Source organism: Micromonospora sp. NPDC005163 (assembly GCF_053599835.1).
Genome location: NZ_JBSFYP010000004.1, coordinates 19,776 through 46,198, shown reverse-complemented (window position 1 = coordinate 46,198; position 26,423 = coordinate 19,776). Strand labels below are relative to the sequence as shown.

The window sequence follows — 26,423 nt, the reverse complement described above, 5'->3', positions numbered from 1 at the left end:
CTCGTCGCCACCCTCATCCGAACGGTCACTGTCGATGTCTGGGAGCGGTCCAGGCCTTCTCTTTTCCTCAACACATCGTTATATCTACATGTGTGACTACCCCCGTCACAATCTTTCTCCTTTCAGGAGGGCACGTGAAACGACCCCTCGCCGCCGTCGGCGCAGCGCTGCTCACCAGCGGCCTGCTGACCTGCGTCGCCACCGCGGCGCATGCGGCTCCGCCCACCGCCCCCGCTCCGGACGCCTCCACCCCGGCCCCGGCAGCGACCGTCCTTCGGACGAACCCCGGTGCAGTCCAGGGTTCGAGCGCCGAGTCCTACCAGGTGCACAGCACCAAGGTCGACGCCACCGGTGCCACGCACACCCGCTACACCCGGAGCTATCAGGGGCTGCGCGTCTACGGTGGTGACTTCGTCATCCACGCCGCGCCGAACGGCAGCTACGCCGGCAGCTCGGTCGGCCTGGCCGCGCCGCTGACCATCGGCACCACGGCCAAGGTCACCGCTGCGGCGGCGAAGAAGGCGGCCCGTGCCGGGTTCACCGGCAAGGCCGAAGCCGTCGGCATTCCGGAGCTGTTCGTCGACGCCAGCTCCGGTCGGGGCAGGCTGGCCTGGGAGACGGTGGTGAGCGGCTGGCAGCCCGACGGGCAGACCCCGTCGCGGCTGCACGTGATCACCGACGCCACCACCGGCGGGGCCATCGGGTCGTACGACGAGATCGAGGCGGTGGCCGGCACCGGCAACAGCCTCTACTCGGGCACGGTCACCATCGACACGACGCTCTCCGGCAGCACGTACCAGATGATCGACCCGTCGCACGGCAACGGCTCGACCTGCGACATGAACAACGGCACGTCGAGCTGCACCACCTTCACCGACGCGGACAACACCTGGGGCACCGGGGCCAACTCCAACCGGCAGTCCGCCGGTGTGGACGCCCACTTCGGCGCCGCCAAGACGTTCGACTACTACAAGAACGTGCACGCCCGTAACGGCATCTTCGGCAACGGCACCGGCGTGCCGAGCCGGGTGCACTACGGCAACAACTACGTCAACGCCTTCTGGGACGGCTCCCGGATGACCTACGGCGACGGCTCGGGCAACTCCCGCCCGCTGGTCTCGCTCGACGTGGCCGCCCACGAGATGAGCCACGGCGTGACCGAGAACGTGGTCCCCGGCGACCTGACCTACTCCGGTGAGTCCGGAGGCCTCAACGAGGCCACCAGCGACATCTTCGGCAACATGGTCGAGTTCTACGCCAACACGTCCGCCGACCCCGGCGACTACCAGGTCGGCGAAAAGATCAACATCAACGGCAACGGCACGCCGCTGCGCTACATGTACAACCCGTCGCTGGACGGCTCGTCCGACAGCTGCTGGTCCACCAGCACCAAGAACAAGGACGTGCACTACTCCTCCGGGGTCGCCAACCACTTCTACTTCAACCTCGCCGAGGGCACCGGCGCCACCGCGTACGGCACCTCGCCGGTGTGCGGCTCCGCCCCCGCGATGACCGGCATCGGCCGGGCCAAGGCGGAGAAGATCTGGTTCCGGGCGTTGGACGTCTACTTCACCTCCAACACGGCGTACGTCAGCACCAGCAACCCGGCGAACACCGCCCGGGCATACAGCCTGCGGGCGGCCACCGACCTGTACGGCAGCTGCTCCGCCGAGTACAAGGCCGTGCAGGCCGCCTGGACCGCGGTGAACGTGGCCGGCAACGACGCGCCCTGCTCGACCGGCAACGACTTCTCCGTGTCGCTCTCGCCGACCGCCGGCTCGGTGAACCCGGGCGGCTCGGCCTCCACCACGGTCGCCACCGCGACCACCAGCGGCTCGGCGCAGACCGTGACGTTCTCCGCGTCCGGCCTGCCGACCGGGGCGAGCGCCGCGTTCAGCCCCTCCTCGGTGACCTCGGGCGGCTCGTCCACCCTCACCATCAGCACCTCGGCGGGCGCCCCGCCCGGCACCTACTCGGTCACCGTGAACGGCGCGGGCTCGGTCACCCGGAGCGCGACGTACACGCTGACCGTGAACGGCACCGGCGGCGGCTGCACCGCGCCGGGCCAGAAGCTGGCCAACCCCGGCTTCGAGTCCGGCGGGACCGGCTGGACGGCCACCTCCGGCGTGATCACCACCTCCAGCGGCCAGCCCGCCCGCACCGGCTCGTACAAGGCGTGGCTGGACGGGTACGGCAGCAGCCACACCGACACGCTCGCCCAGTCGGTGAGCCTGCCGTCCGGCTGCTCGTCTTACACGCTCAGCTTCTGGCTGCACATCGACTCGGCCGAGACCACCAGCAGCGTCGCGTACGACACGCTGCGCGTGCAGGTGCTGAACTCCGGTGGAACCGTGCTGGCCACGCTGGCGACCTACTCCAACCTGAACAAGGCCGCCGGCTACACCCAGCGCTCCTTCTCGCTGGCCTCGTACGCCGGTCAGACCGTCAGCCTGAAGTTCACCGGCACCGAGGACTCCTCGCTGCAGACGTCCTTCGTGGTCGACGACACCGCGGTCACCGTCTCCTGACCTGACCGACGCGAGGGCCCGGCGGCCACCCCTCAACGGTGGTCGCCGGGTCCGCGCCGTTATGGTCGCCGCACGGCGCACGTCGCCGGAGTGCTGTATCGGCGGCGTCGGACGGTGGCGCGGGAAGGGGTGGACGTGTCGGACGCGGAGTTGACCGTCGAGGTGACCGGACCGGTCGCGACCGTGGTGATCCACAACCCGGCCCGCCGCAACGCGATGACCGCGGCCATGTGGCGACAGCTCCCCGAACTGCTGGACCGGCTGGAACCGGACCCCGGCGTACGGGCGCTGGTGCTCACCGGCGCGGGCGACGCCTTCTGCGCCGGCGCCGACCTCGGTGACCTCGCCGAGCTGCTGGACGCCGGTGACGCCAGCATCGCGGTAGCCGCCGAGGAGCGGCTGGCCCGCTTCGCGAAGCCCACCGTGGCGGCGATCCGGGGCGCCTGCGTCGGAGGTGGCTGCCAACTCGCGGTCGCCTGCGACCTGCGGATCGCCGCCGACGACGCCCGGTTCGGCGTACCGCCGGCCCGGCTGGGACTGGTCTACCCGGCGCCGACCACCCGCCGGCTGACCCGGCTGGTCGGCCCGTCCGCCGCGAAGCACCTGCTGTTCACCGCCGAGCTGATCGACGCCGAGCGCGCTCTGCGGGTCGGCCTGGCCGACGAGGTGCTGCCGGCTGACCGGCTCGCCGCGCGGGTGGACGACCTCACCGCGGCGATCGCCCAGCGGTCGGCGTTGAGCGTCGCCGCCGCGAAGGAGATCGTGGACGACCGGGCCGGGCCGGCGCGGATCGCCTGGTGGCACCGGAAGGTGGCGACCAGCGGTGAGGCCCGGGAGGGGGTGGCAGCGGTAGCCGAGCGCCGGACGCCCCGCTTCGCCTGGCGTCCGCCGGACGGGGACTGACCCGTCGCAGCCGTGCCGGTCGCCGTAAGGTCCGGCTCCGCCACGAAGCGGTGCAGGCTGGCCGGCTCCCGCCATTCGACGATCTCGATCCCGGCTGGCGCCCCGCCGGGGCGGTACGGCAGGCTGTCCGTCGTGCAGCGTGATCAGTTGCTTGCGGGCCGCTACCGGCTCCTGGAGCGCCTCGGCAGTGGCGGCATGTCCGCGGTGCACCGGGCGTTCGACGAGGTGCTCGAACGGGACGTGGCGGTGAAGGTGCTCGTCGCCTCGGACGCCAACGCCCGGCAGCGGATCCGGGCCGAGGCCAAGGCGGCCGCCAGGCTGTCGCACCCGCACGTCACCAGCGTCTACGACTACGGCGAGTCGAGGCTCGACGGCGCCCACGTCCCGTTCGTGGTGATGGAGCTGCTCGGCGGCCACACCCTCGAACAGCGGTTGGACGCCGGGCCGCTGCCACCCCGCGCCGGCCTGCGGGTCTGCGCGGAGGTGGCGACCGCGCTCGCTGCCGCGCACGCCCAGGAACTGGTGCACCGCGACATCAAGCCGGGCAACGTGATGCTCACCCCCACCGGCGCGAAGGTGCTCGACTTCGGTATCGCGGCGGCCGTCGGCGATCCGGAATTCGACTTCGAGGGGCGGCTGCTGGGCACGCCGGCCTACCTCGCCCCGGAACGGTTGGAGGGCGGCGAGGTTCTGCCGGCCTGCGACGTGTACGCCCTCGGCCTGCTCGTGCACCGCGTGCTGACCGGCCGGCCGCCCGGTACGTGGGCCGGGACGCTCCGCGTGCCGGCGCATGTCGAGCCCGACCCGCTGCCCGAGATCGTCGGAGTGCCGGCCGAGATCCGCCGGCTGTACCGCTGGTGTCTGGCGCGTGATCCCGCCGACCGGCCGCCGGCCACCGAGGCGGCCCGCATCCTGCTCGCCGCCGGCGAGCGGACCGCCGTCCGGCGCGGACCGGCCGCCGCCCCGGAGGCGAGCGGCGAACCGACCGCCATCGGGGGGACGGCCGTTGCCGTCGCGGGCCGGCCGAATTCGGACGCGCGACCTCCCGAGGTGGCGGACACCTCGTTCAGCAGGCCGGCCGAGCCGGCTGGCAGTGCGGCAGCCGGGACGACCGGTGCCGCGCGGCACCGGTCCTGGCGGTGGGGGCGGGCAGTGCTGGCGGTCGGCGTTGCGGTGGTCGCCGCGGTGGCGATGGGCGGGTCACTCGGCGACCCTGGCACGCGGCGACAGGGGGCGGACGCGCCGCGGACCGGCATCGGGCCGGGCGGCGCCACCACCGTGGCGATGCCGAGGACCGCCGAGTCATCCGACCTGGCCGATCCCCGCCCACCCGCAGCCCCACCCGCCGCCCCGCCGGCCAGCGCCGCCGCGCCCAGCGCCCGGACCAGCCCTCCGACCGATCCGGGCGGCACGCGTATCCCGAGCCCAACCGCCCCGCCCGCCGGCCCGACTCCGACCACCGCCGCACCCACGCCCGCTCCCCGACCTGGGGTGCCGGTGGACTCCCGGGGCGGGACGGTCACCGTCCGCTGCCTCGGGGCGTCGGCCGAGGTGCTCGCGGTGGCGCCCGCGCCCGGCTACCGGGCGGAGGCGTACGACCCGGGTCCGGCGAAGCGGGTCGAGGTCGAGCTGACCTCCGACGAGCACCGCAGTGAGGTCCGTGTGCACTGCGCCAACGGCCGCCCGAAGCCGAAGGTCAAGGAGCGTGCGGCTGACCGGGGGCGTGCGGGTGCCACGTCAAAGGCGTACCCCCGACGCGGCCCCCCGGCCCCGACGGCCGCTGATCACCGCCCGGCCAACAGGCCCCGGGGTCGTACCGACCACACCGGCTCGGTCGCGCCGCCCTCCGCCCGCAGGATGTGGTTCGCGGCGATGATCCCGGTCGCCGCGGAGCGTTCCATCAGCGCGCTCGGGAAGTCCGTGGCGATCCCGTCTCCGGCCAGGTAGAGGCCGGTCGCGTCGGTGCGTACCCCCGGTCGCCAGGCGTGGCTGCCGGGGGTGAACGCCGGTGCCTGCGCCTCCACCCGGGCGCGCAGCTCGCGGACCCGCAGGCCGGCGGCCTCCGGCCAGAGCGCCACCAGCTCACGGCGCATCCGCTCGGCCAGCTCCTCGGCCGGCACGTCCGGCTCGCAGGCGTACGCGTGCAGCTCGATGACCGAACCGCCGGTCCGCCGCGCCCAGCGCCGCGACTCGTTCTCCAACCGGTGGTAGAGCGTCACCGAGTCCAACGTGGGCTGCCGGGACACCCCGCTGAACACCGCCCGACCGGCGGCCACGTCCCCGTCGCACCAGTACCGGGCCACCGCGTACGGCGGGCCGGGCGTGCCGAACGCGGGCATCCGCGCCACCAGCTCCGGTGCCTGCCCGGCCAGGTCGGGGGAGGCCGTGACCAGCGTGGCCAGCGCCGGCGGGTCGAGGGCGAGCACGACGTGGCGCGCCCGGTCGCTGCCGCCGTCGGCGGTCGTCACCCGCCAACCGTCGGCGTCGCGGTGCACCCCGGTCGCCGCGGACCGGGTGAGCACCCGGCCGCCGTGCTTCTCCACGTGCCGGGTCAGCGGCTGCCAGATCGCGGTGGCGTAGTCCTCGTCCGGGCAGTCGAAGGCCAGCCCCTCCGGGTTGCCGAGCAGGTAGAAGTGGAACTGGGCGACCATCTCGGCGGCGGACATCTCCGCCTCGTGGTTGAAGAACGAGTGTGAGAAGACCTCGAACAGCATCGCCCGGGCGCGGTCCGGCAGCCGCAGCGAGGCCAGCAGTTGATCGGCGGTGGTGGCGTCCAGCTCGGCGTAGGTGCGTACCGGGTCGTAGCTGAGCAGCGGCAGCGCGGCGCCCCGGTCCATCAGCCGCAGGTCGGCCAGGCGCAGGCTGGGGCTGCGCAGCAGCAGCGCGAGCAGGTTCGCCGGCGGTGCGGGCGGCAGCTTGCCGAACTCCTCGGTCGGCCACCGGGCACTCAGGATCGGATAGCCCGGGATCGGCTTCAGAAAGCCCAGGTCGGGGTCGACCCGGCGAAGGATGGACCGCCAGTTGTAGTACTGCCGAAAGAACGCGTGGAAGCCGTGCTCGTTCTGCTGGCTGCCGTCGGCGAGCGCCTCCGGCCAGGCGCCCAGCCGTCCGCCGAGGGTGGGCGCCGCCTCCAGCACCGTCACCTCCACACCGCGCTCGGCCAGCACCGCGGCCGCCGACATGCCGGCGATGCCGCCACCGACCACCACCGCCGCGACCGGTCCCGGCACGCGGTCGGCGCCACCGCCTCCGGGGTCGACCTGATGCTGGCGTACGCCGATGAGCCGACCCACCACTTGCGACAGCGCCATGACCGCCTCCCCGTCCCAGTCTGCCCTTTTCTACGGCAGGCAGCGACGGGTGCGGTCGGAGGCGGGCCAGACGTACTCCAGGTCCTCCGGGACGTCGTCGCCGAAGATCGGGCGATAGTGCGTGGGGTCCTTGCGCAGCAGCGACGAACGGTGGCTCAGGTGCAGGTCGTCGCGACCCAGCCAGGGTGGCAGCTCACCGGCCCGGGCCAGTTCGTCCTGGGTACGCACGACGCCGGCGCCGCAGGCGGCGGTGAGGTCGACGGTCAGCGTGGTGGCGCAGGTGTCGGCCCTGCCCGGCTCGGACCAGACCGCGCACATGTCCAGCCCGTAGCGGGTGAGCGCCTCCTCGTACCCGGCCCACATCTTCACCGCCGGGTGGTTCCGCCAGCCGTACCCGGGTCGGGTCAGCCCGCGCAGCACCTGGATGGCCTCCACCCGCTGCTTGCCCAGCCGCTTCTGGTCCAGCGTGCGGGCGCTGGCCAGGAAGTCCGGGTACGGGAGGAAGGTCTGCATGCCGCTGCTCTACCCGCCGCCTGGGCCGGCATGCCTGGTCGGGATGATCCGGACGGGGTCCCCCACCGTGGCCGTGCTGGCTACGATCCGGGCATGGCGGAGCCGTGGCGGGACCGGGCGCGACGGGCGGTCGAGTGGAACTGGCGGCTGCGAGCCGCCGGCGATCCGCGACCGCACTACGTGATCTGTGGGCGCGACGCGCTGGCCTACTACGTGGCCCGGGCGATGCTCGAATCCGAGTTGCCGGCCGGCGGGGCCCGGGTGACCGTGGTGGTGCCGGAGCGCTACCGCAGCAACGGGCCGGACGTGGCCGGGCTGCGCGGCGTGCGGGTGGTCCGGTCGGAGCGGTTGGACGTGGCCACCTTCGAGGCCGCCGGTCTGGCCGGGGCGACCGGTCTGGCCCTGCTGCACCAGGACGACGTGGGCAACCTGCACGCCGCGCTCTGCGCACAGGCCGTCGACCAGCGGGTCCGTCAGGTGCTGCGGATGTTCAACGGCACCCTCGCTGACGGCGTGCGCAAGCTGCTCAAGGCGCCGGTCGAGGTGCTCTCCGACGCCGAGATGGCCGCGCCGGCGTTCGTGGCCGCCGCGCTGGGCGAGGTCGACCCGAACTCCTTCCAGCACCGGGACAAGACGCTGCGGGTGGCGCGGCGGGCCGACGTCCGACCGCAGGACGTGGTCTGCGCGTTGGCGGACTTCAGCGAGGCGCAGGGGGTGGAGCTGCTGCCGGCCGAGCAGGCCGGCGCCGACCTGGTGCTCGCCGAGGCGACCGGCCAGCCACCGGCCACCGAGGTGGCCGCGCGCCGGCTGGTCCGGGCCCGCCGTCGACGACGGCCGATGGCGGTGCTGCTGCGGGCCGTACGGGGCTTCGCCACCCGCAAGATCGGCATCGCGGTGATGCTGGTGCTCGCGGTGATCGCGGTGCTCGGCGCGTTGATCTCCCGGGCGGAGGACGTCTCCCCGGTGGAGGCGCTGTACCTGACGCTGGTCACCACGCTCAGCGGTGCGGATCCGGACACCGACAAGGCGGCCGACGCGCAGATCATGCAGGTGGTGCTCAACCTCGCGGGGTTGGCGCTGATCCCGTTGATCACCGCGGTGGTGGTGGACGGCATCGTCAACGCGCGGCTGGCCCTGCACACCGGCAAGCTGCAACCGGCCCGGGCCGGGCACGTGGTGGTGATCGGCCTCGGCAACGTCGGCACCCGGGTGATGGCGCAGCTCCGCGAGTACGACGTCGAGGTCGTGGCGATCGACAAGGACCCCGAGCCGCGCGGGGGCACCCTGGCGCGGCAGTTGGAGGTGCCGTTGATCGTGGGGGACGCCGCGCTGCCGGAGACCCTTGCCGCCGCGTCGGTCGCCGACTGCCAGGCGCTGGTGGTGGCGTCCACCGACGACGTGGCCAACCTGGAGGCGGCGTTGGCCGCCCGGGACCTCCGCACCGATCTGCGGGTGGTGCTGCGGCTCTTCGACGGTGACTTCGCCGAGCGGGTGGAGGAGACGTTCGCCCTGGGGGTGTCCCGTTCGGTCTCGTACCTGGCGGCCCCGGCCTTCATCGGGGCTCTCACCGAACGGGCGGTCATCACCACCATCCCGGTCGACCGGCACGCGCTGCCGGTCGCCGAGGTGCCGGTCGCGCCCGGCTCCGAGCTGGACGGTCGGCCGCTCGACGTGGTCAACCGCGACGGGCAGGTCCGACTGATCGCACGGACGCCGGCCGGCGGGGCGAAGACGATCTGGTGGAAGGACCTCGATCCCCGCCAGGTGATCTTCGCGGGTGATCGGCTCACCGTGGTCGCCCGCCGACGTGGGTTGGACTGGCTGACCAGGCAGTGTGCCCCGCCCGCCCGCACCGGTGCGGTTCCCCGGCCGGCCGGGCCGGTTCTCGGCGGAGAGTCGACCCCGCCGGCGGCATCCCGCTCGACGCCCGGGCCGGCGGACTGGGAGGTCGCCGCCGCGGCCCCCGGCGCGGCCCATCCGGTGCCTGACCGGTCAGCGACTCCGCTGCCGCACGAGGTGCCACGCGGCGCCGACGGCGAGCACGCCGAAGCCGGCCAGCACGCTGCCCAGCGGCAGGTTGACCGCGAGCAGCAGGCAGCCGACCAGCCCTAGGCCGGCGAGCACCTGAACCGGTATCCGCCGGCCCGGGTCCCGGCCCAGGGTCAGCGCGGCGGCGTTGGTGATCGCGTAGTAGACCAGCACGGTGCAGCTGGAGAAACCGATCGCGTCCCGCACGTCGCCGAGCAGTACGACCACGATCACCACGGCGGCCACCGCCAGCTCGGCGCGGTGCGGCACCTGGCGCACGGGGTGCACGGCGGCCAGCGCGCCGGGCAGGTCGCGGCGGCGGGCCATCGCCAGCGTGGTCCGGCCGACCCCGGCGACCAGCGACAGCAGCACTCCGGTGACCGCGATCGTGGCCCCGGCGCGGACCACCCAGGTCAGCCCGGGCAGTCCGGCGGCGGTCACCACGTCGACCAGGGGCGCGGCGGAACCGGCCAGCCGGTCGGCGCCGAGTACGCCGAGCGTGACGACGGCCAGCACCAGGTAGATCGCGAGCACCGCGCCGAGCGCCAGCGGCACCGCGCGGGGGATGGTCCGTCGCGGGTCGCGTACCTCCTCGCCGAGGGTGGCGATCCGGGCGTACCCGGCGAAGGCGAAGAACAGCAGCCCGGCGGCGGTGAGCACGCCCCGGCCGGAGCCGCCGGGGTCGCCGAGCCGGCCCAGGGCGACATCACCGCCGGCGACGCCGACGACCGCGACCAGGGTCAGCACCGCGAGCACCACCGCGACCAGCAGCTTCGTGACGGTGGCCGTCTTACCGATGCCGCGCAGGTTCACCGCGGTCACCGCGAGCACCGCGGCGGCCGCGACCAGCCGGGCCTGAGCGGGCCACAGGTACGCGCCGATGGTCAGCGCCATCGCCGCGCAGCTCGCCGTCTTGCCGACCACGAAACCCCAGCCGGCCAGGAACCCGGCGAACGGCCCGAGGCGTTCCCGGCCGTAGACGTAGGTGCCGCCGGACTCCGGGTAGCGGGCCGCCAACCGCGCCGAGCTGGTCGCGTTGCAAAAGGCGATGAAACCGGCGAGCGCCAGCGCGGGCAGCAGCCCGGCGCCGCCGGCCGCCGCCGTGGCCGGGGCGAACACCACGAAGACGCCGGCGCCGAGCATCGACCCGAGCCCGATGACCACCGCATCGGGTACGCCCAGCCTGCGCGCCAGTTGATCCACCGCCGAACCCTAGGGGTACGAGGTGAACGGCCGGTCCCATTCGCGTAGCCGGCCGGGTAGCGGCACGTCGTCCCAGGGCACCCGGTGCAGCAGCCGGTCCAGGAACAGCCCCAGCAGCAGCGCCGCCACTCCGTCGGTGAGCCAGTGGAAGTTCAGGTAGGTGGTGGTGACCAGCAGGATCGCCGGCGGGGCGAATCGGACCAGCCGGTGCACGGTCGGGTGCAGTCGCCCGGCCGTCAGCGCGGTCAGCAGTACGGCGATCACCCCGTACCAGACGATCGCGTTGGCGACGTGCCCAGACGGGTAGGAGAGGCCGTACTCGGTGGGCGGCAGGTCGTTGAAGATCCGGACGGACTGGGCCGGCGGCAGATCCGAGCTGGGCGCGGCCCGGTCGGTCAGGACCTTGAGCGGTCCGACCGTCAGGTACAGGAGCACGAACGCCCCCGCCACCAGCAGCAGCGGCCGGACTGTGCGGGCCCGCCACGCCACTGCCAGGGCGAGCGCCCCGGAGAGCGGCATCAGCAACCAGCCACCCTGCCCGAGGAAGTTGAACACCCGAGCCGTCCAGTAGATCGGCGCGGGGTGGTGGGCGTAGGCCCATTCGCGGACCGCGAGGTCCCACCCGAGCAACGCCCCTGCGGCGAGGGCCAGGGTCAACGCGCCGAACCCGACCAGCAGCAGCGCGTCGAACCACCAGCCGGCCGGGCGAACCGGCCGCAGCCGCAGGTCACGTCGTACCGCCATGGGTTTGAGCACGGGACCACGCTACCGGCCTCGGGCGAGGCCGGGGTGTGCGGCGCTGTGGGCCCAGCCACGATGGGAGGCGGATGCGGGGGGCGAGGCGGCATGCTTGTGCCCGTGCGGATCACCTCTGCCCTCGTGGACCCGGCGCTGCTCGACCTTCCGTGGTCGACACCGCTGGAGGAGTGGCCTGCCCAGCACCTGGTCGCCCTGCCGAAGGGCATTTCCCGGCACATCGTCCGGTTCGTCCGTCTCGGTGACTACGTGTACGCGTTCAAGGAGACTCGCGAGCGGATCGCCGAGCGGGAGTACGACCTGCTCCGGGCGCTGGAGCGGATCGACTTCCCATCGGTCGAGGCGGTGGCGGTCGTCGCCGATCGGCAGACCGAGGACGGGGAGCCCCTCGAATCGGTGCTGATCACCCGGCACCTGCAGTTCTCCCTGCCCTACCGGGCGCTCTTCTCGCACACGCTGCGACCGGAGACGATGAGCCGTCTGCTCGACGCGCTCGCCGCCTTGATCGTGCGGATGCACCTCACCGGCTTCTTCTGGGGCGACTGCTCGCTGTCCAACACGCTGTTCCGGCGGGACGCGGGCGCGTTCGCCGCGTACCTGGTGGACGCGGAGACGGGTGCGCTGCACACCTCGCTCTCCAACGGCCAGCGCGGTGAGGACCTGGAAATCGCCCGGGTGAACATCTTCGGCGAGGCGCTCGACCTCCAGGCTGCTGGCCTGCTGCACGAGTCCATCGACCCGGAGGTGGTCTGCGAGGAGGTCGTGCAGCGGTACGAGCGGCTCTGGCACGAGATCACCTACGAGCAGGCGGTCGAGCGGGAGGCCCGACACGACATCGAGGGTCGGATCCGCCGCCTCAACGAGCTGGGCTTCGACGTGGCCGAGGTGGCCATGTCGACCATCGACGACGGACGCTACCTGGTCCGGCCGAAGGTGGTCGACGCCGGCTACCACACCCGGCGGCTGCTGCGGCTGACCGGCCTGGACGCCGAGGAGAACCAGGCCCGCAAGCTGCTCAACGACCTGGACGCCTACCGGGCGGAGAGCGACCTCGCCGACGAGCAGCAGGCGGCGCACCGGTGGGTGACCGAGGTCTTCGAGCCGGTGGTCCGGGCCGTGCCCGCGCACCTGCGTCGCAAGCTGGAGCCGCAGGAGTTGTTCGCGCAGATCATCGAGCACAAGTGGCTGCTCTCCGAGCGGGCCGGCCGGGACGTCGGGATGCGCCACGCCGTCCAGTCGTACCTTGTCGACGTGCTGGTGCACCGCCCCGACGAGCAGGCCGTGCTCGGCGTCGAGGTCCCCACCATCGTCTGACCGCGGTGATCGTCGCACCGGCGACGACGCCGCGATGGCCGCCCTTAAGTGGCGGTCGCTGACGACCTCGCCCCGGATCGCCCCCGACCGGCCGCACCTACGCCCGCGGAGCAGCGGGCGTCACTCCACCCAGGAGCCGCCGCGCAGCACCCGGACCACGTTCAGGTCCTCGTCCAGCACCACCAGGTCGGCGCGGAGGCCGACCTGAAGGGCGCCGACCCGGTCACCCAGGCCGATGGCGCGGGCCGGGGTGGTGGCCACCATCCGGGCCGCGTCCGCGATCGGGATGCCGGCGTCCACGGCGTGCCGCAGTGCGGCGTCCATGGTCAGGGTGCTGCCGGCGATCGTGCCGTCGCGGGCCAGCCGGGCCACCCCGTCGGCCACCGTGACGGCCTGGCCGCCCAGCTCGTACTCACCGTCGGCCATCCCGGCGGCGGCCATCGCGTCGGTGATCAGGGCAGCCCGGTCCGGGCCCGCGGTCGAGGTGGCGAAGGTCAGCGTGCCGTCGTGCAGGTGCACCCCGTCGGCGACCAGCTCACAGACCACGGTGGGCGCGTCGAGCAGGGCCACCACCGGACCCGGCTCGCGGTGGTGCACCGGCCGCATGCCGTTGAACAGGTGGGTGCCGACGCTCGCTCCCGCGGCGACCGCGGCGCGGGTCTGGTCGTACGTGGCGTCGGTGTGGCCGACCGCGGCCACCACCCGCTGGGCGGTGAGCAGCTTGATCGCCTCCAGCGCGCCGTCGCGCTCCGGGGCGAGGGTGACCATCCGGATCGCGCCCGCACCCAGCTCGATCAGCTCGGCCAGCTCGTCGGTGGACGGGTCGCGCAGGTACTCCGGGTTCTGCGCACCGCAGCGGGCGGCGGAGAGGTAGGGCCCCTCGAAGTGGATGCCCGCCAGCACGCCCTCGTCGACCAGCGGGGCGAACGCCTCGGTGGCGGCACGCATCAGCGGGAAGGGAGCGCTGACCAGGCTGGCCAGCAGGGTGGTGGTGCCGTGCGCCAGGTGGAAGCCGGCAGCAGCCCGGGCCTGGTCGGCGTCCCCGGTGGTGAAGGTGTGCCCACCACCGCCGTGCGTGTGCATGTCGACGAAGCCGGGCAGGATCCAGTGCCCGTCGCGGACCGACGGATACTCCGCCACCGCGGTGATCCGGTCACCGGCCCACTCGACGCAGCCCTGCCGGATGACACCGTTCGGGGTCACCACTCGGCCGTTCACCCGTACGGTCATCGCTTCTCCTGATGGTCACGGACGCGCGCGGCGTCCAGGGCGAGCAGGGCGGCGCCGAGGCAGCCGGCCTCGTCGCCGAGGGCCGCCGCGACCAGCCGCGGCTCCCGGTGGAAGGTCATCCGCTCGTGCAGCGCCGCCCGCAGGGGGACGAGCAGCCGGTCCCCGGCCTGGGCCAGGCCGCCGCCGAGCACGATGGTCGCCACGTCGAACAGCGCCTGTCCGGAGGCCAGGCCGTCGGCGAGCGCCTCGACCGCCTCCTGCCAGACCCGGCCGGCCAGTGGCTCGCCGGCCGCGGCCCTCTCGGCCACCTCGGCCGCCGTCACCGGCCCGTCGGGCGACTCGCCGGCCAGCTCGGCATAGCGGCGGCCGATCGCGGCGGCCGAGGCGACCGCCTCCAGGCAGCCGGGCCGGCCGCAGCCGCAGCGCGGCCCGTCGGGACGGACCAGGATGTGGCCGATCTCCCCGGCGGCGCCGTGTGCGCCGACGGCGGCCGTGCCGTCGACCACGTGCGCGGCGGCGATGCCGGTGCCGATCGCCACGAAGAGAACGTGCCCGGTGCCGCGCCCGGCACCGAGTCGGGCCTCGGCGAGACCGCCGACCCGCACGTCGTGGCCGAGCGCCGTGGGCAGGCCGAGCCGCGCCACCGCCAGGTCCCGCAGCGGTACGTCCCGGAAGCCCACGTTCGCCGACCAGACCGCGACACCGCCCGCCTCGTCCACCACTCCGGGCACGGCGATGCCGAGCGCGACCGGGGTGAGCCCGTCGGCGCGGGCCTTGTCGGCCAGCCCTTCGGCGACGTCCAGGATGGTGCCGACCACGGCGGCCGGGCCGCGTGCGGCGTTGGTGGGGTGCCGTTCGGTGCGTACCGCGACGCCGTCCGGCCGGACCAGGGCGCACTTCATGCCGGTGCCGCCGACGTCCAGCGCGACGACCACCGGGTCGGCGGGCACGGCGTCGCTCACGGCGCCATCTCGGTTCGCGACTGCGGGGCTCGCAACCCCGGCTCACTCCTCGCGCTCACGCCAGCACCACCGACCGGGTCAGGTGTCGGGGTGCGTCCGGGTCGAGGCCCCGGCTGGTGGCGAGCGCGACCGCGAAGCGCTGGGCCAGGATCAGGTCGGCCATCGGATCGACCGGGGTACGACCGGCGGCCCAACTGCCCAGCACCGTGCGGCAGCCGTGGGTACGGCTGTGCACGAAGGCCGCGCCGGTGGCGGCGACATCCTCGGGCAGCCCGTCGGGCAGCTCGCCGAACGCCCAGACCAGCCGGCCGGGCGCGGCGATCGAGATGGGCCCGTGCCGGTAGTCCATCGCCGGGTACGCCTCGGCCCAGAAGGTGGCCGCCTCGCGGCACTTCAGCGCGGCTTCCTTGGCCAGCCCGACCGTCCACCCCCGACCGAGGAAGGTGACCTGCCCGATGGTTGTCGGGTCGATCGGCAGCGGGGCGCGCACCGCCACCTCGGCGTCGGCGGCGAGCGCGGTCACCGGGTCGCCGAGGTGGGCCCGGAGCAGGGCGAGCGCGGTGGTCGCGAAGCGGGTCTGCACCACCGACCGCTCGTCGGCGAAGGGCATGGTCACCGCGGCGGTGGCCAGGTCGACCGCCGGGGACGCCGGATCGCCGACGATGACGGTGCTGGGCACCCGCCCGCGTAGTGCGATGAGCAGGTCCAGCACCTCGGTGGTGGTGCCGGAGCGGGTGATGGCGATCAGCCGGTCGTAGTGGCGGCCGGTGGGGAACTCGGACGCCTGGAACGCGTCGGTCTCGCCCTGGCCGGCCTGCTCGCGGCGGGCCGCGTACGCCATCGCCATGAACCACGACGTTCCGCAACCGACGACGGCGACCCGCTCACCGGGGCGCGGCAGGTCACCGCGTACGACGCCGGCCAGATCGGCCGCCTCCCGCCAGCAGTCGGGTTGACTCGCGATCTCCGCGTCCACGTAAGCCATGGGAACTCCTCGCAGGGCCGGCCGATGCGCAATACGGCTCGTTACACCCGTATTTCGCGCGTCATTCTGCGCGAACCCGGGTGGTCGTGGCAACCGACCGGCCGATCGCGCAGGCCGGTCTTTTGCGCCACCTAGTTTCGCGCACTAGTGTGCACGCAATCAATCACCGTTCGTGCAGTCACTGGGAGGGCCCCCGCGGTGGACCGGTACGCCAGATGGAACGCCCTGCTCGAGATGCTGACCGACAACGGCCGGGTCAGCGTCGAGGCGGCCGCCGAGCGGCTGGACGTCTCCCAGGCCACCATTCGGCGCGACTTCGACCAGCTCGCCCAGCAGCAGATGATCACCAGGACCCGGGGTGGCGCCGTCGCCAACGGGGTCTCCTACGACCTGCCGCTGCGCTACAAGACGGCCAAGCACTCGGCGGAGAAGCAGCGGATCGGCGCCGCCGCCGCGGCGCTCGTCACGCCCGGCACGGTGGTCGGCCTGAACGGCGGCACCACCAGCACCGAGGTGGCCCGGGCGCTGGCCGTCCGGCCAGACCTGAACACCAGCGCCGAGGGTGCCCAGCTCACCGTGGTCACCAACGCGCTGAACATCGCCAACGAGCTGCTGGTCCGATCCCGGATGAAGGTCGTGGTGGCCGGCGGGGTGGTGCGCCCGAAGTCGTTCGAGCTGGTCGGCCCGCTGGGCGGGGCGCTGCTGCGTGAGGTCACCCTGGATGTCGCGCTGCTCGGCGTGGACGCGATCGACCCGCAGCTCGGCGCCGCCGCCCACCACGAGGGGGAGGCGGCGATGAACAACCTCATGGTGGCCCGCGCCAAGCGAGTGGTGATCATCGCGGACTCGTCCAAGTTGGGGGGTCACGCCTTCGCCCGGATCTGCCCGGTCGACCGGGTGGAGACGCTGGTGACCGACGCGGGCGCCGCCCCGGAGGTCGTGGAGGCCTTCCGTGCTGCCGGCGTGCAGGTCGTCTGCGCCTGACCTGTCACTTTCCGTCGATGAAACGCGTCTACCGGCGCGTCGATGCATACCGCGTATTGCGCGCGTCTGCATACCGCGTATGGTGTCGGCTGTCACGCCCACCATCGGGGGAGGTGCAGCTTGCCAGCTGTCCTGGAGATCGAAGGTCTACGTAAGACGTACAAGAGTCGTCGACGCGGCACCCGCAACGCGCTCGACGGCTTCGACATGCGGGTCGACGCCGGGCAGGTGCACGGCTTCCTGGGCCCCAACGGCTCCGGGAAGACCACCACACTGCGTACGCTGCTCGGCCTGATCCGGCCCGATGGCGGCCGGATGGCACTGCTCGGGCACGAGGTGCCCGGTGCGCTGGCCAGCGTCGCCGGCCAGGTCGGCGCGATCGTGGAGAGCCCGCAGTTCTTCCCGCACTTCTCGGCCCGGGACACGCTGTCCCTGCTGGCCGGGGCGGGTGAGGTGCCGGCCACCCGGGTCGACGAGGTGCTGGAGCTCGTCGGGCTGCGCGACCGGGCCGGCGAGCGGGTCAAGACGTACTCGCTGGGCATGAAGCAGCGGCTGGCCGTCGCCTCCGCGCTGCTGAAGAACCCGAAGCTGCTCATCCTCGACGAGCCGGCCAACGGCCTTGACCCGGGCGGCATCCGAGAGATGCGCACGCTGATGCGGACGCTCGCCGAATCCGGGATGACCGTGGTGCTGTCCAGCCACATCCTCGGCGAGATCCAGCTGATCTGTGACTCGGTCACCATCATCTCGCTGGGCCGGCGGGTCGCCTTCGGCCCGGTCGACGAGGTGCTGGCCCAGCACTCGTCCGGCGCGGTCCGGGTCCGGCTGGAGGCGGTCAGCGACCTGCCCGCGGCCACCGACGCGCTCACCCGGGCCGGGATGCGGGTCACCGGCCACCCGGACCACCTGATGCTGGCTGGCGTCGACAAGCCGGCCACGGTGACCCGGCTGCTCGCCGAGCACGACCTCTACGTCAGCGAGCTGGCCCCGGTCGCCGTCGACCTGGAGAGCGTCTTCCTCGAACTGACCGCCACCGCACCGGTACCCGGCCAGCACCGGCAGGTCGACGAGTCCATGAAGGTCGGTGGGACGGGGCAGCCCGACGCCACCGGAGGAGGGTGGGGCGCGTGAGCCTCTATCGTACGGAGCTGCGCCGGCTGGCCAAGCGGCGCTTCACCCGCTACATGTCGCTGCTCGGCCTGCTCGTGCTAGCCGCGGTGGTGGTCGGGGTCTTCCTCACCAACCAGAAGATCGACGCCGGCCAGCTGGCCCGGGCCGAGCGCCAGGCCGACCAGCAGTACCAGGAGCAGCTGCGCTGGAGCGAGCAGGAGCGCGTCAGCTGCGAGCAGGCCAAGGCGGCGAACAAGCCGAATGACGGCCGCTACCCCGACGACTGCTCCGTGATCACGGCTCCGTCGCGGGACCAGATCCAGGCGGAGTGGTTCCTGCCCTCGACGTTCAACTTCCGGCAGACGTTCGACGAGACGCTGATCCCGTTCGCGGCGATCCTCGCCCTGGTCGGGTTCGTGGTTGGCGCGTCCTTCATCGGCGCCGAGTGGAACACCGGCGGGATGATGAACCTGCTGCTCTGGCGGCCGAAGCGGCTCACCGTCCTGCTCACCAAGCTGGCCGCGCTGCTCACCGGCATTCTGGCGGTGACGCTGCCCGCGGCGGTGCTCTGGTTCGCCGGGTTCTGGGCGGTCGCCACCTTCCGGGGCAACACCGAGAAGATGACGTCCGGGGCCTGGCAGTCGTTCGCCCTCACCGGTTTGCGCGGCGTGGTGCTGGTGCTGGTGGTCACCACCATCGGCTTCGCGCTGGCCTCGCTGGGTCGGCACACCGCGATGGCCCTCGGCGGTGTGGTGGCGGTGATGGTGGTCGGCCAGTTCGGTCTCGGCATCCTGCTGTCGATGGCGAGCGTGCGGTTCGCCGAGGCATGGCTGCTGCCCACGTACGCGCTGGCGTGGATGACCAAGAAGGTCACCCTCCAGAACTGGAACTCCTGCAACGCCACCTACTACGGTGAGTGCAAACCGGACACGCTGGACATCACCTGGCAGCAGTCCTCCGTGCTGCTCTCCGTCGGGCTGGTGGTGATCCTCGGCGCGGCGCTCTGGGCGATGCGCCGGCGGGACATCTCCTGACCAACGCGGCGCGGCGCGGCCGGCCCGGCCGTCGGGTTTCCCGGCGTGCGGGGCCGGCCGCGCCGGCTGCTGCGACCCGGGCCGACCCTGGCTAGGCTGAACGCCATGCCCGCCGACGCCACCCCGGTCTCCCCCGAGCCGTCCACCGACGCTCGCCCGGGTGAGGCACCGGTCGGTGGTGGGCCGACCGTTCCGACACCCCGACCGGCGCCGCCCGTCGAGAGCACCGCCGACCCCGCGCAGGCCGCCGGGGACGATGCCGAACCGACCGGGCCGGTGGCGGGGCTGACCCAGCGGGAACAGGCCATCCTCGCCTTCGAGCAGCAGTGGTGGCGGCACGCCGGTGCCAAGGAGCAGGCCGTCCGGGACACCTTCGGGGTCTCCTCGACCCGGTACTACCAACTGCTCAACGGGCTGCTCGACAACCCGGCGGCGCTGGCCGCCGACCCCGTGCTGATCGGCCGGCTCCGCCGGCTCCGCTCATCGCGCGCCCGCGATCGCCGCCGCTGACGCCACCGCCCGCACACCGGCCTCAACTCCTGATTGTCCGGGTCCCGGCCGTCTGCTGACCGGGCACCGGGAACGGCGTCCCCGGTGCCCGGTCCGTCCAGACCGGTGGAAGCATGGCACCAGATTCGGCGGGTAGGCGGGGAGCGTCCCGGGCGCTGCCATGCGGCTCCGGGCCGATGGAGGGAGCGGGCTATGACGGGTACCAACCCGAGCCGGCCACCACAGGGTGCGACCGGCACCGCGCAGCAGGCTCGGCAGGAGGCGTCCCGGGTCGGACAGCAGGCCGCGCAGGCCGGTGGACAGGTGGCCCATACCGCCGCCGAGCAGGGCGGGCAGGTGGCCGCGGAAGCGCGCCAGCAGGCCCGGAACCTGACCGGAGAGGCCACCAGCGAGCTGCGTGAGCAGGCCAGATCGCAACAGCAGCGGGCCGTCGACGGTCTGCGCGACCTGGGCCAGGGGCTCAACTCGATGGCCGAGCAGGACGGTGACTCCCGGCTGGCCGGCCAGGCGGTTCGCCGGGCGGGGGACGCCGCGCAACGGGCGGCCGGCTGGCTCGACGGACGGGAGCCGGGGGACGTACTGGACGAGGTCCGCACGTACGCCCGACGCAACCCGGGGATGTTCCTGGCCGGCGCGGCGGTGGCCGGACTGCTGGTCGGGCGACTCGCCCGTGGCCTGACCAGCGCTGGCGGCGCAGGGATGTCAGGCGGCCCGGCAGCAGGGTACGGGCACCCGGACGGGGGTGGCCCGGAGCCCTACGATCGCGGGTTCAACGCGCCCTACCAGCCCGAACAGCCGTACACCGGTACGGCTCGGGCCCAGAACGTGTCGCCGGCCGGTCGGCCGGAGCGGGACCTGCCGGGCGGGGTGGCACCGTGAGCGCCCCGGAGAAGGAACGGACCCAGGCCTCCGTCGGCGACCTGCTGGGTGACGTCACCCGGGACCTCTCCACGCTGATGCGCAAGGAGGTCGAGCTGGCCAAGGCCGAGCTCCGCGAGGAGGCGAGCCAGGCCGGCAAGGCCGGCGGCATGTTCGGCGGGGCGGGGCTGGCCGGGTTCCTGGCCGTCCTGTTCGTGTCGTACGCGGTGTGGTGGGGGCTGTCCAACACGATGGACCAGGGCTGGGCGGCACTGATCGTCGCGGTGATCTGGGCGGTCGTGGCCGGTGGCCTTTTCATCAACGCCCGGAGCCAGCTGCAGCGGGCTCGTGCGGTGCTGCCGCGAACGAAGCAGACCGCCCGGGAGATGCCGGACGCACTGCGCGGTCGGTGAACGAGTCGGGAGGGGACAGATCATGTCCAGTGATCCGGATCGGATCCGGCGGGAGATCGAGACCACCCGCAACGAGTTGAGCAGTGACGTCGACGCGTTGGCCGACAGGGTCAACCCGCGTCGGATCGCCGGTGACCGCGTCGGGCAGGCCCGCGGCGCGTTCGCCCGAGCGAAGGAGAGGGTGATGGGCAGCTCGAGCCACATGGGGCAGGAGGCCAGCCAGCGGATGTCACACGTCGCCGGCTCGGTACGCGACGAGACCCGGTCGCTCGGACAGCAGTCCCGGGAGCAGACGCAGGGCAACCCGCTGGCCGCCGGCGTGGTCGCCTTCGGCGTCGGGTTGCTGGCCGCCTCGCTGCTCCCGTCGAGTGGGCGGGAAAGGCAACTGGCCGGTCGCGCCCGGGGCATGGTGAGCGAGCACTCCGACCAGTTGCGCGGGCAGGCGAGCCAGATCGGCCACCATATGCAGGACAACCTGCGGGAGCCCGCGCAGCAGGCGGCGCAGTCGGTGCGGTCCACCGCCGAGCAGGGGGTGTCCGCGGTACGCGACCAGGGCCGTTCAGCCGCCGGGCAAATGCAGGGGCAGGCGTATGCGGCCGCCGATGATCTCCGGCACCGCTGACCCGGCCGGGCGTCGGGGCTGGCACCGATGATGCGGGTACGCTCCGCGTCCGTGCCAGCCCCGGGCCGGCCGGTCAACGAGGACCTGGTCTTCCGGTTCGGCCCGCTGGTCGGCGTGCTGGACGGCGCCACCGTGCCGGAGGGCTTCGACACCGGCTGTGTGCACGGGCCGGAGTGGTACGTCCGGCACCTGGCCGCCCGGATCGGCATGGCCGAGGCGGCGCGCCCGTCGGCGAGGCTGACCAGCAACCTGGCGGCGGCCATTCTCGCCGTTCGCGCCGACCACGGCGGGCAGTGCGACCTTGATCATCCCGGTACCCCGTCCAGCACGGTCTGCCTACTGCGGGACTGCGGTGACAAGGTGGACCATCTGGTGCTCTGCGACAGCCCGCTGGTGCTGGACACCGGCCAGGTCAGCGTGGTGACCGACGACCGGCTGGAGGCGGCGGTGGCCGAGCTGCGCCGGACGGTCGCCACCGTGCCGGCCGACGCGGACCCGGTGACCCGCTTCCGGCACGCCGTGGGCGTCCAGCGGGAACGGATGAACCGCACACACGGCTACTGGGTGGCGGCGGCCGACCCGGACGCGGCCTTCCACGCGGTGACCGGGACGGTGCCCCAGCGGGGGCCGTCGGCGGTGCGTCGGGCGGCGCTGCTCAGTGACGGCGCGTCCAGCGCTGTCGACCAGTTCGGGCTGACCGACTGGGCGGGGCTGCTGGACATGCTGAGCGCCGACGGCCCGGGCGCGTTGCTCGACCGGGTCCGGGAGGCCGAGCGCGACCACCCCGACCGGCTGCGCCGGCACAAGCCCACCGACGATGCCTCGGTGGTGTTCTGCGAGTTCGGGGCGGCGACCTGAGGGCCCCGCGACTCGACTGGTTGGCAACAGAGCGTGAGGTGGACACTCGGGCGGTCCGACCGGTCGGTACCGGTAGCCGGACCGCCAGTGGATGCCCAATGGGGTGGACTTCGGCCGATCAGGGCGGCAGACTGCGGCACGTGGCGGGTGCGGTCCGGTTGGAGCCGGTGGATGAGCAGAACCTGGAGCCATTGCTCTCCGTAGCGGCTGCCGAGGCCGAGCCAGGTGATGTGATGCCTCCGGTCGACGCTCCCGCCGGCTGGTCGCTCGCCCGCCGCGAGGCTTTCCGGGACTTTCACCGCGCGAGCTTCGGCGGCCTGGACGGCCCGACACGCTCCCAGATGTACGCGATCCTCGTCGGCGGTGAGGTGGCGGGCATGGTTCGGATGACGCGTTGTGACGAGCCCGGCACGGTCGAGACCGGGATGTGGCTCGGTCGTTCGGCTCGCGGGCAGGGGATCGGCGCGACCGCCCTGCGCGAGTTGCTGAACGCCGCCGCCCGGGCGGGCATGCGGGCCGTGGTGGCGGAGACGACCGCGGACAACATCGGCGCGGTCGGCGTACTGAAAAAGTGCGGCGCCACATTGCGCGAGGATGGTGGCAAGGTGCGCGCCGAAATCTGCCTGGATTCGACGCCGCCAGCACTCTGAAGCGATTCTTAAGGTTCGTCTTCTCTGTCGTTTTCCCTGGTGGTTACCACCTGGACGTCCGTTCTGGGGCGTCCAATCCCGCGTTTCCGGATGGTGTTCGTCGACGCGGATGGAAATCGCCAGAACGGTTTCGGTGGAATGCCGTCGGGTACTGCCCGCCGGGTCCGCAGATACGGACGCCTGATTGAAGGCATGGTTCGCGCTATTCCCCGGTAGCCCTTCTCCGGCCCCCACCGGGCAGGCGTCCGCACCCTCCGGGGAGCGAAGGAGAACTGATGAAGACCGGAACACGAATCGGGCTGGCGGTGGGCTTCGGCTACCTGCTGGGCCGTCGCCGCAAGCTGCGTACCGCACTCACCCTGGCCGCCGCGGTCGCCGCCGGCCGAGCCAGCCGGGACCCCGCCGGGCTGCTGAAGCGGGGCACCAACGTGCTGCACTCGTCCCCCCAACTGAGCAACCTGAGCCGACTCGGCGGGCCACTGGTCAACGCGGGCCGGGCCGCCGCCACCGCGGCGGCCGGCAGCGGCGTCGACGCGCTCACCGGTCGGCTGCGCGACTCGGCCGACGCGCTGCGCCGCCGCTCCGGAGACCAGAGCGGCGCCGGCGACAACGACACGGGCCGCGACACCGACCGCGACACGGCGAACCAGACCGACCGGGACGACGCGGCGGCCGGGCAGCGGCGGGGGCGGTGACCATGGCGGGGAACACCTACCCGGGTGGGATCGGTGAGAAGCTCCGCGGCCAGTTGGCCGACGAGGTGCGGAACCTGGCCGAGGCGATCGGCGAGCGGGCGATGACGGTGGTGACCGAGCGGATCACCGGCGCGACCGGCCGGCTCAGCGAGTACGCGCGCCAGGGCGGCGGACCGGGCCTGATCGCCGCCGCCACCGGTGCACAGAAGCTCGCCGAGGGCGGCTCACCAATGAAGGCGATGGTGCACGCCGGGATGGCCGGCGGTAAGGAGAAGGTGATGTCGGCTCTCGGCCGCGCGGGCGGAAAGGGCGGCGGCAAGGGCGGCAAGAAGAAGGTCACCAACATCGTCGAGACGATCGAGGTGGGCGTGCCGGTGCGGGCCGCGTACAACCAGTGGACGCAGTTCGGCGACTTCCCGAGCTTCATGAAGAAGGTCGAGAGCGTCGACACGGACTCGGACGAGAAGCTGACCTGGAAGGCGCAGGTCTTCTGGTCGCACCGGACCTGGGAGTCGACCATCGTCCGGCAGGTGCCGGACAAGCTCATCCACTGGCGGTCCAAGGGTGAGAAGGGCTCGGTCGACGGCACCGTCAGCTTCCACGAGATCACCCCGGACCTGACCCGAATCCTGGTGGTGCTGGAGTACCACCCGCAGGGCCTCTTCGAGCACACCGGCAACCTGTGGCGCGCCCAGGGCCGGCGGGTGCGGCTGGAGCTGAAGCACTTCGTCCGGCACGTGATGACCGAGGTGGCGCTCGACCCGGACCAGGTCGAGGGCTGGCGGGGCGAGATTCGCGACTCCCAGGTGGTCAAGGACAACGAGACGGCCCTTCGCGAGGAGCGCGAACGGGACCAGCGCGGCCCGGGCGGGGGCGGTGGGGCGCCGACCGGTCCCGAGGCCGACGAGTTCGCCGAGGAGGAGCCGAGCGCGGAGGAGGAGCGGCCGCGCCGACGGCCCGCCGGGCGGCTGCGCCAGCGGCCACCCCGCCGGCCCGCCGAGCCGGAGTACGACGAGGAGTACGAGGCGTACGAGGACGGCTACGACGAGGGGTACGCGGACGAACCCGACGAGGAACCGCCGCCGGCCCCCCGTCGTCGCGCTCCCGAGCGGGCCCGCCGCGCTCAGCCGCGCGAGGAGCCGCAGCGGCCCCGGCCGCCGGTCCGACGCGGACCGGAACCGCCGCGCCGACCCGTGGTGCGCCGCCGCCGGGAGGAGGACGAGTGACGCTCGTATCCGACGAGGGCGGTGCCGGCGGGGCCCTGGAGCGTGTGGGCTCCGGCGGCGGGCTCGCCGACGTGGTGGAGACCGTGCTCGACAAGGGCGTGGTGATCGACGCGCAGGTGACCGTCGGCGTCGTCGGCATCCCACTGGTGGAGATCAACGCCCGGGTGGTGGTGGCGAGCATCGAGACGTACCTGCGGTTCGCCGAGGCGGTCGACCGGCTGGACCTCGCTCCGGACGAGGGCGAAGGCCTTGCCGGTCTGGTCGGCGGCGTTACCGGCGCCGTCCGGGACGTCACCGGCTCGGTCGGGGACGTGGCCGGCAACGTGCGGGACCTCGGGAGGGGCTGAGATGGCGGACGAGACGGGACTGTTCATCTACGGCGTGGTGCCCGCCGACGTGGAGGCGACGCCCGACGCGGCCGGGGTAGGCGATCCACCGGGCGAGGTGGCGGTGATCCGGCACGGTGACCTCGGCGCGCTGGTCAGTGAGGTGCCGTTGGAGGCGCCGCTGGGCCGGTCGGCGGATCTGCGTGCGTACCAGGAACTGCTGGACGGGACGGCGGCGGTGGCGCCGGTGCTGCCGGTGCGGTTCGGCACCGTGGTCACCGGGCCGGACGCGGTGATCGATCTGCTCCGGCCGCACCACGACCGGTTCGCCGCAGCGCTGGCCGAGTACGAGGGCCGGGTGCAGTACGTCGTGCACGGTCGCTTCGATGAGCGGACGCTGCTGCGCGGGGTGCTCGACGAGAATCCGACCGCCGCCGGGCTCGCCGAACAGGTACGCGGCCGGCCCGAGGCGGCCAGCCGTGAGCCACGGATCCGGCTCGGGGAGCTGATCAGCCAGGCGGTGGAGCTGCGCCGCGAGGCGGAGAACCGGCGGCTGCTCGACGCCACGGCCGAGTACGTCGTGTCCGCGCAGCCACGCCCTCCCAGCCACGAGCTGGACGCGGCGCACCTGGCCCTGCTGGTCGACGCCGACCAGGAGGCCGCTCTGGTCGACGCCCTGGAGGAGTACGCGCAGCACCGCGGGGGCCTGCTACGACTGCGGTTGCTGGGCCCGCTCGCCCCGTACGACTTCGTCAGCGCGCACCAGCTGGCGGGCTGACCGGTGGACCTGCTCTGGGCGCTGCTGACCCTGCCGTACGCGCCGGTGCGCGGCCTGACCGCGGTGGTCGCGGTGGTCGCCCGGGAGGCCGAGTCGCGGCAGCGGAACCCGGTGAACGTCCGGCGCGAGCTGGAGGAACTGGACGCGGCGGCTGCCGCCGGTGAACTCAGCGCGGAGGAACGCGACCGGGCCGAGCAGCGGGTGCTGGACCGGCTGACCGGGGGCGCGGGTCGGGCCGGAGCGCGGGCGCGCCCGGCCCGGCGTGGCCCGGCACGCGAGGGAGGTGCGCGCGATGACCGACGACGACGTCCGGGCTCGACGGCGTGATCCGGCCGCCGAGGACTATCCCGATGAGGAGTACGTGGAGCCGGTGTCGGCTGCCGAGGCGGCTCGGGCGGGGCTGCGACAGCTCGTCGAGCTGACCGGCCGGGAGCCGTCCGGGACCACGTCGCTGGAGGCCACGGAGGACGGCTGGCTGGTCGGAGTGGAGCTGGTGGAGGCGCATCGGATTCCCGCCTCCGTCGATCTGCTCGGCCTCTACGAGGTGGAGCTGGACATCGAGGGTGGGCTGCTCGGCTACCGACGGGTGCGGCGCTACCAGCGCGGGAAGGGTGAGGTGGGCTGAA

General features: G+C 73.2%; 26 protein-coding genes and 1 pseudogene. 20 read left to right on the top strand and 7 right to left on the bottom strand.

The annotated features are described in order from the left end of the window. The first annotated feature begins 134 nt into the window (after positions 1-134). The 3 genes and pseudogenes from ACWD6N_RS05070 to ACWD6N_RS05060 all read left to right on the top strand — a co-directional run. Positions 135-2,528 (top strand): M4 family metallopeptidase, encoded by a 2,394-nt coding sequence (locus tag ACWD6N_RS05070; RefSeq protein WP_387324338.1) that lies wholly within the window; start codon positions 135-137, stop codon positions 2,526-2,528. A 129-nt stretch (positions 2,529-2,657) separates the two neighbouring features. Next, positions 2,658-3,431 carry an enoyl-CoA hydratase/isomerase family protein gene (locus tag ACWD6N_RS05065; protein WP_387324633.1) on the top strand — a complete coding sequence of 258 codons (774 nt, stop codon included), beginning with the start codon at positions 2,658-2,660 and terminating at the stop codon, positions 3,429-3,431. A gap of 12 nt (positions 3,432-3,443) precedes the next feature. Beyond that, positions 3,444-4,322: pseudogene (locus ACWD6N_RS05060) on the top strand (serine/threonine-protein kinase); the annotation flags it as partial. 893 nt (positions 4,323-5,215) lie between these two features. On the opposite strand, the gene ACWD6N_RS05055 reads toward ACWD6N_RS05060, so the two are convergent. Together ACWD6N_RS05055 and ACWD6N_RS05050 are read right to left on the bottom strand one after the other, a co-directional pair. Continuing rightward, a complete protein-coding gene (locus ACWD6N_RS05055) occupies positions 5,216-6,742 on the bottom strand; it encodes an FAD-dependent oxidoreductase (protein WP_450004518.1) in 1,527 nt (508 codons plus the stop codon). Between the two features lie 30 nt (positions 6,743-6,772). Continuing rightward, positions 6,773-7,255 (bottom strand): MSMEG_6728 family protein, encoded by a 483-nt coding sequence (locus tag ACWD6N_RS05050; protein ID WP_354963504.1) that lies wholly within the window; start codon positions 7,253-7,255, stop codon positions 6,773-6,775. A 93-nt stretch (positions 7,256-7,348) separates the two neighbouring features. Between ACWD6N_RS05050 and ACWD6N_RS05045 the strand changes: the two genes are divergently transcribed. Beyond that, positions 7,349-9,367: a potassium channel family protein gene (locus ACWD6N_RS05045; protein ID WP_387324343.1), complete on the top strand. Its 2,019-nt coding sequence runs from the start codon at positions 7,349-7,351 to the stop codon at positions 9,365-9,367. Here the strand turns inward: ACWD6N_RS05045 and ACWD6N_RS05040 are convergent. Continuing rightward, entirely contained in the window at positions 9,248-10,486 is a 1,239-nt protein-coding gene (locus ACWD6N_RS05040) for an APC family permease (protein ID WP_387324346.1), read from the bottom strand. The two genes, ACWD6N_RS05045 and ACWD6N_RS05040, sit on opposite strands and share 120 nt — an antisense overlap. A 9-nt stretch (positions 10,487-10,495) precedes the next feature. Next, the gene (locus ACWD6N_RS05035) at positions 10,496-11,212 is read right to left on the bottom strand and encodes a phosphatase PAP2 family protein (protein WP_387324635.1); all 717 of its coding nucleotides are present in this window, start codon (positions 11,210-11,212) and stop codon (positions 10,496-10,498) included. Positions 11,213-11,332: 120 nt separating this feature from the next. Between ACWD6N_RS05035 and ACWD6N_RS05030 the strand changes: the two genes are divergently transcribed. After that, entirely contained in the window at positions 11,333-12,556 is a 1,224-nt protein-coding gene (locus ACWD6N_RS05030) for a DUF4032 domain-containing protein (protein ID WP_387324349.1), read from the top strand. 120 nt (positions 12,557-12,676) lie between these two features. Here ACWD6N_RS05030 and nagA read toward each other — a convergent pair whose 3' ends face one another. The 3 genes from nagA to ACWD6N_RS05015 are packed head-to-tail and all read right to left on the bottom strand — an operon-like array spanning position 12,677 to position 15,733. After that, entirely contained in the window at positions 12,677-13,786 is a 1,110-nt protein-coding gene (gene nagA / locus ACWD6N_RS05025; protein ID WP_387324352.1) for an N-acetylglucosamine-6-phosphate deacetylase, read from the bottom strand. Next, complete coding sequence (locus tag ACWD6N_RS05020) at positions 13,783-14,748, bottom strand: ROK family protein (protein WP_387324355.1); 966 nt, start codon at positions 14,746-14,748, stop codon at positions 13,783-13,785. Before ACWD6N_RS05020 ends, nagA begins: the two co-directional genes overlap by 4 nt. A gap of 55 nt (positions 14,749-14,803) precedes the next feature. Beyond that, entirely contained in the window at positions 14,804-15,733 is a 930-nt protein-coding gene (locus ACWD6N_RS05015) for an SIS domain-containing protein (RefSeq protein ID WP_387324358.1), read from the bottom strand. Positions 15,734-15,931: 198 nt separating this feature from the next. Between ACWD6N_RS05015 and ACWD6N_RS05010 the strand changes: the two genes are divergently transcribed. The 15 genes from ACWD6N_RS05010 to ACWD6N_RS04940 all read left to right on the top strand — a co-directional run bounded on the left by ACWD6N_RS05010 (position 15,932) and on the right by ACWD6N_RS04940 (position 26,422). After that, entirely contained in the window at positions 15,932-16,717 is a 786-nt protein-coding gene (locus tag ACWD6N_RS05010; protein ID WP_354963511.1) for a DeoR/GlpR family DNA-binding transcription regulator, read from the top strand. A gap of 120 nt (positions 16,718-16,837) precedes the next feature. Continuing rightward, positions 16,838-17,848: an ATP-binding cassette domain-containing protein gene (locus ACWD6N_RS05005; RefSeq protein WP_354963512.1), complete on the top strand. Its 1,011-nt coding sequence runs from the start codon at positions 16,838-16,840 to the stop codon at positions 17,846-17,848. Then, on the top strand, positions 17,845-18,861 hold the full coding sequence (locus ACWD6N_RS05000) for an ABC transporter permease subunit (RefSeq protein WP_354963513.1): 1,017 nt from the start codon (positions 17,845-17,847) through the stop codon (positions 18,859-18,861). The genes ACWD6N_RS05005 and ACWD6N_RS05000 overlap by 4 nt, the downstream gene beginning before the upstream one ends. A gap of 105 nt (positions 18,862-18,966) precedes the next feature. Then, positions 18,967-19,371: a DUF3263 domain-containing protein gene (locus tag ACWD6N_RS04995; protein ID WP_354963514.1), complete on the top strand. Its 405-nt coding sequence runs from the start codon at positions 18,967-18,969 to the stop codon at positions 19,369-19,371. A gap of 192 nt (positions 19,372-19,563) precedes the next feature. Further along, on the top strand, positions 19,564-20,250 hold the full coding sequence (locus tag ACWD6N_RS04990; protein WP_354963515.1) for a hypothetical protein: 687 nt from the start codon (positions 19,564-19,566) through the stop codon (positions 20,248-20,250). Continuing rightward, on the top strand, positions 20,247-20,642 hold the full coding sequence (locus tag ACWD6N_RS04985; protein WP_354963516.1) for a phage holin family protein: 396 nt from the start codon (positions 20,247-20,249) through the stop codon (positions 20,640-20,642). The genes ACWD6N_RS04990 and ACWD6N_RS04985 overlap by 4 nt, the downstream gene beginning before the upstream one ends. Before the next feature lie 22 nt (positions 20,643-20,664). Then, positions 20,665-21,264, top strand: a complete 600-nt coding sequence (locus ACWD6N_RS04980) for a DUF3618 domain-containing protein (RefSeq protein ID WP_354963517.1) — start codon at positions 20,665-20,667, stop codon at positions 21,262-21,264. Between the two features lie 51 nt (positions 21,265-21,315). After that, the gene (locus tag ACWD6N_RS04975; protein ID WP_354963518.1) at positions 21,316-22,122 is read left to right on the top strand and encodes a hypothetical protein; all 807 of its coding nucleotides are present in this window, start codon (positions 21,316-21,318) and stop codon (positions 22,120-22,122) included. Positions 22,123-22,262: 140 nt separating this feature from the next. Continuing rightward, positions 22,263-22,772, top strand: a complete 510-nt coding sequence (locus ACWD6N_RS04970; protein WP_354963519.1) for a GNAT family N-acetyltransferase — start codon at positions 22,263-22,265, stop codon at positions 22,770-22,772. A 275-nt stretch (positions 22,773-23,047) separates the two neighbouring features. Then, complete coding sequence (locus ACWD6N_RS04965) at positions 23,048-23,467, top strand: hypothetical protein (protein ID WP_354963520.1); 420 nt, start codon at positions 23,048-23,050, stop codon at positions 23,465-23,467. Between the two features lie 2 nt (positions 23,468-23,469). After that, on the top strand, positions 23,470-24,693 hold the full coding sequence (locus ACWD6N_RS04960) for an SRPBCC family protein (RefSeq protein WP_354963521.1): 1,224 nt from the start codon (positions 23,470-23,472) through the stop codon (positions 24,691-24,693). Then, the gene (gene gvpJ, locus ACWD6N_RS04955) at positions 24,690-25,040 is read left to right on the top strand and encodes a gas vesicle protein GvpJ (protein WP_449941336.1); all 351 of its coding nucleotides are present in this window, start codon (positions 24,690-24,692) and stop codon (positions 25,038-25,040) included. Before ACWD6N_RS04960 ends, gvpJ begins: the two co-directional genes overlap by 4 nt. Position 25,041: 1 nt before the next feature. Beyond that, a complete protein-coding gene (locus ACWD6N_RS04950; RefSeq protein WP_354963522.1) occupies positions 25,042-25,797 on the top strand; it encodes a GvpL/GvpF family gas vesicle protein in 756 nt (251 codons plus the stop codon). Between the two features lie 3 nt (positions 25,798-25,800). After that, positions 25,801-26,124, top strand: coding sequence for a gas vesicle protein GvpG (locus tag ACWD6N_RS04945; protein WP_354963523.1), 324 nt, complete (start codon positions 25,801-25,803; stop codon positions 26,122-26,124). Further along, positions 26,090-26,422 (top strand): gas vesicle protein GvpO, encoded by a 333-nt coding sequence (locus ACWD6N_RS04940; protein WP_354963524.1) that lies wholly within the window; start codon positions 26,090-26,092, stop codon positions 26,420-26,422. The genes ACWD6N_RS04945 and ACWD6N_RS04940 overlap by 35 nt, the downstream gene beginning before the upstream one ends. Position 26,423: the final 1 nt, after the last annotated feature.